The sequence below is a fragment of the Rothia nasimurium genome, assembly GCF_928382285.1.
Lineage (GTDB): Bacteria > Actinomycetota > Actinomycetes > Actinomycetales > Micrococcaceae > Rothia > Rothia nasimurium_E.
Window position 1 is genome coordinate 18,755 of the sequence record NZ_CAKMSS010000012.1, and the last position, 9,935, is coordinate 28,689.

The 9,935-nt window shown below is 59.1% G+C and carries 8 protein-coding genes; 3 read left to right on the forward strand and 5 right to left on the reverse strand.

The window, feature by feature from the left end; all coding sequences use genetic code 11:
- From L6758_RS11060 to L6758_RS10535, 5 genes are read right to left on the reverse strand one after another with little or no spacing between them, the layout of a single operon-like run.
- Nucleotides 1-420, reverse strand: a complete 420-nt coding sequence (locus L6758_RS11060) for a monovalent cation/H+ antiporter complex subunit F (protein WP_336603557.1) — start codon at nt 418-420, stop codon at nt 1-3.
- The gene (locus tag L6758_RS10520; RefSeq protein ID WP_237206035.1) at nt 417-1,001 is read right to left on the reverse strand and encodes a Na+/H+ antiporter subunit E; all 585 of its coding nucleotides are present in this window, start codon (nt 999-1,001) and stop codon (nt 417-419) included. The genes L6758_RS11060 and L6758_RS10520 overlap by 4 nt, the downstream gene beginning before the upstream one ends.
- Nucleotides 998-2,614: a Na+/H+ antiporter subunit D gene (locus L6758_RS10525; protein WP_237206034.1), complete on the reverse strand. Its 1,617-nt coding sequence runs from the start codon at nt 2,612-2,614 to the stop codon at nt 998-1,000. Before L6758_RS10525 ends, L6758_RS10520 begins: the two co-directional genes overlap by 4 nt.
- 3 nt (nt 2,615-2,617) lie before the next feature.
- Nucleotides 2,618-3,130, reverse strand: a complete 513-nt coding sequence (locus L6758_RS10530; RefSeq protein ID WP_237206033.1) for a Na(+)/H(+) antiporter subunit C — start codon at nt 3,128-3,130, stop codon at nt 2,618-2,620.
- A 3-nt stretch (nt 3,131-3,133) separates the two neighbouring features.
- The gene (locus L6758_RS10535; protein WP_237206032.1) at nt 3,134-6,253 is read right to left on the reverse strand and encodes a Na+/H+ antiporter subunit A; all 3,120 of its coding nucleotides are present in this window, start codon (nt 6,251-6,253) and stop codon (nt 3,134-3,136) included.
- Nucleotides 6,254-6,533: 280 nt separating this feature from the next.
- On the opposite strand from L6758_RS10535, the gene L6758_RS10540 reads away from it, so the two are divergent.
- The 3 genes from L6758_RS10540 to L6758_RS10550 all read left to right on the forward strand — a co-directional run bounded on the left by L6758_RS10540 (nt 6,534) and on the right by L6758_RS10550 (nt 9,748).
- On the forward strand, nt 6,534-7,328 hold the full coding sequence (locus L6758_RS10540) for a type IV toxin-antitoxin system AbiEi family antitoxin domain-containing protein (protein ID WP_237199159.1): 795 nt from the start codon (nt 6,534-6,536) through the stop codon (nt 7,326-7,328).
- Nucleotides 7,329-7,338: 10 nt separating this feature from the next.
- Nucleotides 7,339-8,241: a nucleotidyl transferase AbiEii/AbiGii toxin family protein gene (locus L6758_RS10545; RefSeq protein ID WP_237206031.1), complete on the forward strand. Its 903-nt coding sequence runs from the start codon at nt 7,339-7,341 to the stop codon at nt 8,239-8,241.
- A 160-nt stretch (nt 8,242-8,401) separates the two neighbouring features.
- Entirely contained in the window at nt 8,402-9,748 is a 1,347-nt protein-coding gene (locus L6758_RS10550; RefSeq protein ID WP_237199157.1) for a uracil-xanthine permease family protein, read from the forward strand.
- Nucleotides 9,749-9,935 lie beyond the last annotated feature (187 nt).

Below are 9,935 nucleotides of genomic sequence, written 5' to 3' on the forward strand. Positions count from 1 at the left end.
TTACTCCCCCAGGTCCTTGCTTACCCGCACGGGGTGGGCGCCATCGTGCCCCTGCTTATCGGTGTCTTCTGCCAGCTCCCCGGGGGCGTACTTGCTGCCCTTCTTGCGGGAGCGGCGGCGGGGGCGTCCTTCATGTAGACGGGAAACCGGGGTGCTCTCGTCTGCCTTGGAGTTATCGGCGAAGCGGGCCACGGTCACCGACCCTACGAAGCCGATCATGGCCAGGGCCACCAGCAGAATCAGGAAGAACTGGCTGTCGGTATAAATCATGAGCACGCAAAGCGCGGCCGTGAGAATTGAGAGCAGCACGTCGCTGGCGAGCACGCGATCCAGCAGGGCGGGGCCCTTCCAGATGCGGTAGACGGTGCCCCAGGTGGCTAGGGTGAGAATCAGGCCGGTGGCCCAGATAGCCCAGGTCATGCGTGCTCCTTTCGGCTGGCTGTGCGGTCGGCTTCTTCGTCCTGTTTGAGGGCTTCGTACTCTTCGCGGCTACCGGCGGCCTTGATGATGAGGTCTTCGAAGTAGGCCACCTGGCGGGTGAAGCGTTCGATTTCTTCGGGAGTGGAGGTGTTGAGCACGTGGAAGTAGAGCACCGACAGGGAGCGGTCCACTTCAACCACCACGGAACCGGGAATCAGCGACATGGTGTGCGAGACGGCGGTCAGTAGCAGGTCGGAGCGGGTGCGTAGCTGTACTGCCACTACCGAGTTGCGCAGGGGCGGGCGGAAGGTCATGGCCAGCCACATCACCTCGATTGAGGCCTTGGCGATATTCCAGAAGAGTTCCACCACAAAACGCGCCGCATAGAAGATGTTGAAGCGGTTCGACAGGTAGAGGGTCGGCAGCCGGAAGACCGACATGGTCAGGGCCGCCAGCACCGCGCCGAAGGCGATGAAACGCAGGGAGAAGTCCTGCCAGAGGGCGCACCAGACAAAGACCAGCCAGAGGAAGGGCGGGATAGCGTGAATCAGGCTCTCGCGTGAGAGGTTGGGCTTTTTCACTGGTTCACCTCCTGGGAATTGTTATCGACGATCTGCTGTTCCAGGTACTCGGCCCGGCTGGGGGCGTCGGGACCAAAAACCGAGCTGATGTAGACGTCGGGGTTGAAGAGGTTGTCTGAGGCGTTATCTGCCAGCTGGAAAAGGGGGCCTGAGAAGAGGGTAATCAGCACACCCACCACAACCAGTGAGACGGTGGAGGCCATCATGGACGCCGGAATCGGCTTGGTCTCGTAATGGGCGGGGTCGTCGGAGTGCTCGGCCATGACCAGTTCGGGGGTGGGCTCTTCGGCTTCCTTGGCGGGGCGCCAGAAGGCCTTGTTCCAGACACGGGCCAGGGCCAGCAGGGTCAGCAGGGAGACCAGGACGCCCACGCCCGCGTTGATGTAGGCCAGGGCGCTACCGTTCTCTACGGACGCCTCAATAAAGCCGACCTTACCGATAAAGCCGGAGAAGGGCGGGATACCGCCGAGGTTGATGGCGGGAATGAAGTAGAGCAGGGCCAGGACGGGGGCAGTCTTCATCAGGCCGCCCAAACGGCGTACGTTGGTCGAACCGGCCCGGCGTTCTACGAGGCCAACCACCATGAAGAGGCCGGTCTGAATCACGATGTGGTGGGCGATGTAGAAGACCACGGTGGTCAGACCCAGCTCGTTACCCAGCGAGATACCCCAGATCATGTAGCCGATGTGGCTAATGAGGATAAAGGAGAGCAGACGCTTAATGTCACCCTGAGCCAGGGCACCCAGGATACCCACCAGCAGGGTCAAACCTGCCACGACCCCCAGAAGCGTATCCAGGCGTCCTTCGGGGAAAAGCAGGGTCTCGGTACGAATAATCGCGTAGACGCCCACTTTGGTCAGCAGGCCCGCGAAGACGGCGGTTACGGGAGCCGGGGCTGTGGGGTAGGAGTCGGGTAGCCAGAGGGAGAGCGGGAAGACCGCGGCCTTAATGCCGAAGGCAATGAGCAGCATAAGGTGCAGCTGCATCTGGGTGCCCTCGGGCAGGGTACCCAGCTTCAGTGACAGGTCAGCCATATTGATGGTGCCCACCGAGGCATAGACAAAGCCGATAGCGGTGAGGAAGAGCATGGATGAGACAACCGAAACCACCACGTAGGTCACGCCCGCCCGGATACGCGGGGTGTTAGCGTTCATGGTGATCAGCACGTAGGAGGCCATGAGCAGGATCTCAAAGCCCACGTAGAGGTTGAAGAGATCTCCCGCCAAGAAGGCGTTAGAGACGCCCGCCAGCAGCAGCAGGTAGGTGGGGTAGAAGACCGAGATGGGTACTTCGTCGTCCTCGTCCTGCAGGTTCTGACCGGTGGCAAAGACCAGCACCGCCAGCGAGATGGTAGACGAGACCACCAGCATAAGCGCTGAGAGCTGGTCTACCACCATGGTGATACCGAAGGGGGCCTCCCAGCCTGCCAGGTGCACGGTCTGGGGCGCGGCGTCCCAGACCGAGGCCAGGAGCAGGGCCTCAAAAACCAGGGTAATAGCTACCGCGGCGAAGGCGATGACGCGCTGCACGCTATCTTTCTTCGAGATGAAGGTGATGGCGGCCGCCAGGAAGAGAATGATGATGCAGAGGGGGGCGAGCTGGGCAATATCCACGGGCTAGTCCCCCTTCTTTGACACGGTCTGCTGGGCGCTTGTCTGACTGATTTTCTTCTTCTCTTCTGCCTCGTTGAATGCTTTTTCGCGGGTCGCTTCGTCGGCATCGAACTCCGAGGCGTCGAACTCGGCGGCGGCGTCCTCTTCCTTGTCGAAAGCGTCCTGCTCCGCCACGCGAATATCTTCGGCGTCGTCGGTGATTTCGTCGGCCTTAGACAGCAGCCAGGAGCGGTAGATAATACCCAGAATCAGGGCGGTCACCGCACAGGAAATGACGATAGCGGTCAGAATCAGGGCCTGCGGGAGCGGGTCGGAGTAGTCTTCTGCAGCAATGTCTTTACTGTAGAAGGGGGCCAGGCCGGCAGGGCCTCCCGCGTGCAGAATCAGGATGTTGGTTGCGTTTGTCATGAGCATCAGGCCCAGGAGCACGCGGGTCATGGAGCGGTCGAGAATCAGGTAGACCCCCACGGCGTAGAGCACGCCCATGACCAGGATTAGACTGAGGTCGATAATCATGGTTTATGCCTTTCGTGCCTTGTCGCGGGCTTGCTTCTCTTTCTTGCGGCGCTCAGCTACCAACTTGAGGTCAATGCGCTCACCCAGGCTACGCAGGATATCGAGCACCAGGCCGATCACCAGCAGGTAGACACCGATATCGAAGATGGTGGCGGTGACGAAGTGGACGTCGCCAAAGACCGGCAGCCAGAAGTCCAACACGTAGCTGGAGAAGACGGGGTCGCCCCAGAGGGCCGGGGCCAGGGCGTAGAGGGTAGCGATACCCAGGCCGACGCCCAGGAAGGTACCGGCGGAGAAGGGGGACGCTGCCCGCAGTTCAGCACCGCCACCGGCCAGGTAGCGCACGGCGAAGGCCAGACCCACCATCAGGCCACCTGCAAAGCCGCCGCCGGGCAGGTTGTGGCCGGCAATCAGCATGTAGAAGGAGACGATGATGAGGGTGTGGAAGAGCAGGCGGGTCATAACCTCCAGCAGAATCGAGCGGGACTCGGGGGGCAGGGTACGGCCTGCCACGATGAAGGGGTCGCGCTCTACCGAGGAGAACTGGCCTGCCACGCGCTGGGCCACAGTAATCTGGGTACGCTTGGCGAAGGAGCTCTCGATTTTCTTCATGGCCTGGGTGTCGAGCCTGCGCGCGGACGCCGAGTCGGCGCGTCCTTCGATGAAGAGCAGGGAGGCAACGCCGGTAGCTGCCAGAGCCAGCACCGAGATTTCGCCGAAGGTGTCCCAGCCACGCATATCGACCAGGGTCACGTTGACCACGTTGTAGCCGTGGCCAATTTCGTAGGCCAGGCGGGGCATCTCAAGCGAGATGGGGTCGAGGGAGCGGGATGAGAAGGTGAACATGGCCAGGGCCATCATGAGGGCTGAGAAGCCCAGGGCAATGATGATGCGCAGGGTCTTGTGGGCCCCGTCCTTGCCGTCCTTGGAGCGGATACGGGGAATTTGGCGAGGCAGCACACGCATAGCCAGCACAAAGGCTACCAGCACAATGGTTTCAACCAGGAGCTGGGTGGTCGCCAGGTCGGGGGCGCTGCGCAGGGCGAAGAGAATGGCCATTCCGTAGCCGGTCACCGAGACCATCATGATGGCCAAAAAGCGCTTGCGCACGAAGACAACAACCAGGGCCGCCACAATCATGACCACGGCAATAGCCCACTGAGCCGGGGACTCCGAGACACGCACGTTAGCCAGCGGCGGGGTCTCGTTGATAAAGAGGGCCGCGAAGGGCACTACCACAGCGGTAATCAGAATAACGCCCAGGTAGAAGCCCAGGGAGCCTCGCTGGGTCATACCGGTGACCCACACGGCCAGGCGATCCAGCGCGTCAATCACGTCGCGGTAGACGATAGATGCGCTGGGGGCCGAGGGCAGAATACCCTGCAGCTCTTCAATCTGCTTGCGGAAGATAAAGAGCAGGGCGCCGATGGCCATGATGACCAGGGAGGTCAGCAGGGCGGGGGTGATGCCGTGCCACAGGGCCAGGTGGAGCTCAAGTTCGGCGGCAGTTTCGGGGAAGGCCTTGAGGAAGGGCTTGACGAAGAGGTGCACCGGCTCGGGGTAGAGACCGTAAACAAGGGTCAGGACGGTCAGTACCGCCGGGGCAAAGAGGAAGGTAAAGGAGACCGGGTGGAAGGCCGTATCGGGGCTGAGCTTCTGGCCGCGGCGGTTGCGGGCAAGGGCCCGGGTGTTGATATCGATATCGCCGTTGTCGACCTCTTCGAAGTCGGCGGTGCCCTTTTCTACGCGGCAGTACTTGACGCCTTCCTTGTGCATGTAAGCGTAGGGCTTGACGGCAAAGGCACCCCAGACAAAGCGGGCTGAGTAGGCGAAAGTGAGAATAGAGCCCAGGACGATGGCGATCAGGGTGGTTGCCCCCTGCCAGCCGGTGGTGTGGGAGAGGTAGGTTTCGAGCACCGCTTCCTTGGCCACGAAACCTGCCAGGGGCGGAATACCCGCCATTGAGGCCGCTGAGATAGTGGCGACAATAGCCAGCTTAGGGGCACGGCGGTAGATACCCGAGAGCTTGTGGATGTCGCGTGTGCCGGACTGGTGGTCGATAATACCGACCGAGAGGAAGAGGGTTGCCTTGAACAGGGAGTGAGCCACCATGAGCGCCATAGCCGCGTAGATGGCGTCCGGAGTTCCCCCGGAGATCACCAGGGCCAGGAAGCCCAGCTGCGAGACGGTACCGTAGGCCAGAATCAGCTTGAGGTCGGTCTGCTTGAGGGCGGCCCAGCCGCCGAACACCATGGTGAAGGCGCCGAAGATAATCAGGACGTTCTGCCAGATTGCCACCTCGCCGTAGCCGGGAGCCAGGCGCAGCAGGATGTAGATACCGGCCTTAACCATCGCCGCCGCGTGCAGGTAGGCGGAAACCGGAGTGGGGGCAGCCATAGCGCCGGGTAGCCAGAAATGCAGGGGGAAAATCGCTGATTTGGAGAGGGCACCGCAGAGAATCAGCACGAGGGCGGCAGAGAGCATGCCCATGGTCAGGGGGCCGTGCCCTTCCTGGGCGGCGGCAAGGACGCTCGGGCCCCGCTCCACGAGTTCGGCCAGAGAGTAGGTGCCCAGGCTGTAGCCCAGCATGACGATACCGACCAGCATGGCCAGGCCACCAGCGGTAGTGACCGTGAGGGCCTGCAGGGCGGAACGGCGGGCTGAGAGGCGGTGGCGGGAATAGCCGATGAGCAGGTAGGAGAGAATGGTGGTGATTTCCCAGAAGATGAACAAGAGAATGAAGTCATCTGCGGTAATCAGACCGAACATAGCACCGGCAAAGCCGAAGAGGTAGGCCGCGAACTGGCCGTTATCGCCGGTGGAGTGCTTGAAGTAGCTGGCGCAGTAGAAAAGCACCAGGGAGCCTACACCCAGGACCAGCAGGCTCATGACCCACGAGAGGGTGTCCATGCGGAAGGTGAGCGCCATGTCCAGCTCGGGAATCCACTGGTAGCTCTCGCTCCAGGGAGTGCCGCCAAGAATCTGGCCGGTTTTAGTCAGCACCAGGGCGAGCACGGCAGCTGGAATAGCGGCCAGCAGGTAGAAGGTTGAGGTGCCCATGCGGCGGTAAAGCCAGGGGGTCACTATGGACACAAGCAGGAAAAGCGCAAGAACTGTGGTCACGTATCGGCCCTTAGGGTCGGCGGCGGTAGGAGCCGTCACCCGCGGGGCAAGGACGGCAAGACTCTCTCCTTTTAAAGAGTAGGCATACTTAGTTTACCTGTCGATGACCCCGGTCTCATAGAGCCTGTAATATTTCATTTATTTCTGTGCGGTTCGCACGGTGCAAACCCTGATACATATTTCCCGCTCTTCGGCGCGAGCACGACCATACGCTATACCACTCTTTCATCTTTATTCATAAAATAGCTGCATATGTTTCATTATATGCAACAATTGAAGCATGACTTTTGAGGAAGTAAGAGAAATTGCAGCTGAGCAGTACGGCCTGTTCACTACTGCACAGGCCGAAAATCTGGATCTGACACGTTTGAAGGTCCATCGTCTAGCACAAGCAGGCAGAATCCGTCAGGTGCGCAGAGGGGTTTACTCCACAGAGCCATTTCAGAGCGACAACCTCGAAGATCTACGGGCAGCTTGGCTTTCACTTGATCCGGCCAAAACAGTAGCAGAGCGACTGGCTGACAATGCATGCGCCGTGGCAGCAACCTCATCAGCCGCGCATATGTTTGGGGTCGGCAACCTCATGACCCACAAACATGAGTTCTTCTCCCCGCACCGGAAACAATCAAGGGCGGATGACATCCATATCCGGGTACGGACGATTCCTGCCGCTGATCTTGCAACAGTACAGGGGATACGAATAACTACAGTTACTCGCACCGTGCTTGATTTACTAGCCGATGGCGAAGAACTAGAACACGTCAGCGCTCTGTTGCTGGGAGCGGTTCAAAAGAACCTTGATATTGATTGGCAGAGACTACACAAGGAATCTGCCCGCTTCGAAAAGGTCTATGGGATCAACGGGTCAGATATTTTTTCAGCCCTATTTTCAGCAGCTTCGAATGAAGTGGAGCAAGCAAGTTTTGCCCAGGATATCGCTAGACAGAATTTCCCGGACGTCAGCGAACAGATAGCAAAGATATGGAGCCAGCAGCTTGAACTAATGCTTCACAACATCACAGAAAACTACCCCACCTCCAAGACCTCGCTTTCCGGAAAAGTAGCAGAACCGTAGGAGACCACAGATGAATCATGAGCCGAGAAGTTATCGCCAGGGTAGAGCTTCTGCTAACGGTGGCAGAGGGCAGTTTGCAACGATTTCTAAAGCTGAACGGGTAGAACACTATCATCGCAGTATCGTGCTCGCCCGCATCTTCGCGAATACAGATAAGAGATGGGTATTGAAGGGTGGCACGGCTCTCGTCTGGAGAGACCCTGACGCAAGAGCTACTCGTGATCTGGATATTTTTAATCAGAGTGCGGAAGATATCCAGAAAGCAGTTGAAGAGTTCAAAGAGGACCTCAAAGAGATATCAACTGCGCCGTTTGATATCAGTTTCGAATGCGAAAGCGATCCTGGCCGTATAACGGTTGCAGGCAATCGGCAGAGCACAAGTATTCGGGTTCACCTTTTGAATGAGTTTGGTCGAAGAGTCCCCAACCCCATCTCAATTGATATAGTGGTGGGTTGCCAGGTGACCGGTGAGCTAGAAGAAAGACGCGCACAACCGCTTGAAGATGCTTTACAAACAGAGCTTCCACTGATTTTACTCTACCCGATCGTGGATCATTTAGCTGACAAGGTAGCTGCCACGATGCAAACCTATGAGCAGTTGGGCAAAGAGAATCCAAGTACTAGAGTCAAAGATTTGGTTGATATCGTCCATATAGCGTTAACGGAAACGATTGACGGCACCCAGCTTCACACGGCTTTAGAATCCGAGCGTCTCGAACGCGGAATCACCCGGTACACCGAAGGGCTACTCTGCCCCGACTCCTGGAAGACTTTATATACGAACCGAAAAATAAAGAAGGGGAAAGCACCCGAGTCTTATGACGAGGCACTAAGCATAGCTAAAGCCCTCATTGATCCTGCTATCCGAGGTGAAGTTAATGGAAAAATATGGCGAGCCGGAGCCTGGCATTAAACATCAGCCAAAGCTCATTTTTTCCCAGGGGAAAATAAAAACGGCGCCAAAGCACGCATCTCTACCTAAATCACACCGCCTCCCCCACTAACGGGCGTCCGTGCACCTCTTCCACGGCGTACAATAAGGACGATTTACCCACACACTGCGAAAGCATCTCATGTCTAACGGTTCCCAGCCCGAAAAGGGCTCACAGCTTGGCCTCGCCTGGACCCTACACGGCGACGGCAAAAATATCACCCCGGGCGGGGTCGTCCGCCCCCTCGAACGCCTCACCTGGGGCCGCACCATCGGCATCGGCGCCCAGCACGTGGTTGCTATGTTCGGTGCGACCTTCCTGGTGCCGCTGCTGACCGGCTTCCCGCCTGCCACCACCCTCTTCTTCTCGGGTGTCGGCACCATGCTCTTCCTGCTGATCACCGCAGGACGTGTGCCCTCCTACCTGGGCTCGTCCTTCGCCTTCATTGCACCCCTAGCAGCTGCCACCAACCAGTACGGCCCCGGCGGTGCCCTGGGCGGTATCGTCATGGCCGGTATCTCCCTCTTCATTGTGGGTCTGATTGTTCAGGTCGCTGGCACCGGCTGGCTGACCAAGCTCATGCCCCCGGTAGTGACCGGCTCCATCGTGGCACTCATTGGCTTCAACCTGGCCCCGTCCGCTAAGAACAACTTCATGGAAGCGCCCGTTACAGCCCTGGTAACCCTGAGCTCCATCATCCTGATTTCCGTACTCTTCAAGGGTATGATCGGCCGCCTGTCGATTCTGCTGGGCGTTATCATCGGCTACATCACCGCCGTTGTGCGCGGCGAGGTCGATTTCGCCGCCATCGAAAAGACCTGGGCTGAGCAGGGCCTGATCGGCCTACCCCACTTCCAGCACCCCGAGTTCCACTGGAACCTAGCTGGCCTCTTCATCCCCGTCATTCTGGTGCTGGTTGCCGAGAACATCGGTCACGTAAAGTCCGTTGCGCTGATGACCGGGGATAACCTCGATAAGTACTCCGGCCGCGCCCTCATGGCCGACGGCCTGGCCACCACCCTGGCCGGTGCCGGTGGCGGTTCAGGTACCACCACCTACGCTGAAAACATCGGTGTTATGGCGGCAACCAAGGTCTACTCCACCGCCGCCTACTGGGTTGCTGCGGTCTTTGCCGTCCTGCTCTCGATTTTCCCGGTCTTTGGTGCGGCTGTGGCGTCTGTGCCTGCCGGTGTGCTGGGCGGCGCTGCCACCGTGCTGTACGGCATGATTGGCATGCTGGGTGTGCGTATCTGGGTTGAGAACCGCGTGGACTTCTCGAACCAGGTCAACCTAACCGCCGCGTCCGTGGCCCTGATTGTAGGTATTGCTGACTACACCTGGGATATTGGCGACCTACAGTTCGCCGGTATTGCCCTGGGTACCGCCGCGACCCTGGTGGTCTACCATCTGATGGCGGCGCTCAATAAGGCGTCGAAGGCCCACCCGGAGCCGCTGACCCCGACCGAGGCTAAGGGAGACGTCCACTAGCCTCTCCCCTGCCCCGGAGCGCTTACAAGGGGACCAGATTTCCAAAAAGGGACCGCATATGGCGGAATCAAGCGGTGGATGCGCCACGCTTGAATAGTTCGTTAAGTATTTCACGTGGGGTTGCGCCGCCGAGGATTTGTCGGGGTGTTTCGTTGAGCTCATTTTGCACCCACGCGACATGTTCGGG

Excerpts from the sequence above, each read along its gene's own strand:
- L6758_RS11060 (WP_336603557.1), bottom strand. The coding sequence starts at position 420 with ATGACCTGGGCTATCTGGGCCACCGGCCTGATTCTCACCCTAGCCACC.
- L6758_RS10530 (WP_237206033.1), bottom strand. The coding sequence starts at position 3,130 with ATGATTATCGACCTCAGTCTAATCCTGGTCATGGGCGTGCTCTACGCC.
- L6758_RS10540 (WP_237199159.1), top strand. The coding sequence starts at position 6,534 with ATGACTTTTGAGGAAGTAAGAGAAATTGCAGCTGAGCAGTACGGCCTG.
- L6758_RS10545 (WP_237206031.1), top strand. The coding sequence starts at position 7,339 with ATGAATCATGAGCCGAGAAGTTATCGCCAGGGTAGAGCTTCTGCTAAC.
- L6758_RS10550 (WP_237199157.1), top strand. The coding sequence starts at position 8,402 with ATGTCTAACGGTTCCCAGCCCGAAAAGGGCTCACAGCTTGGCCTCGCC.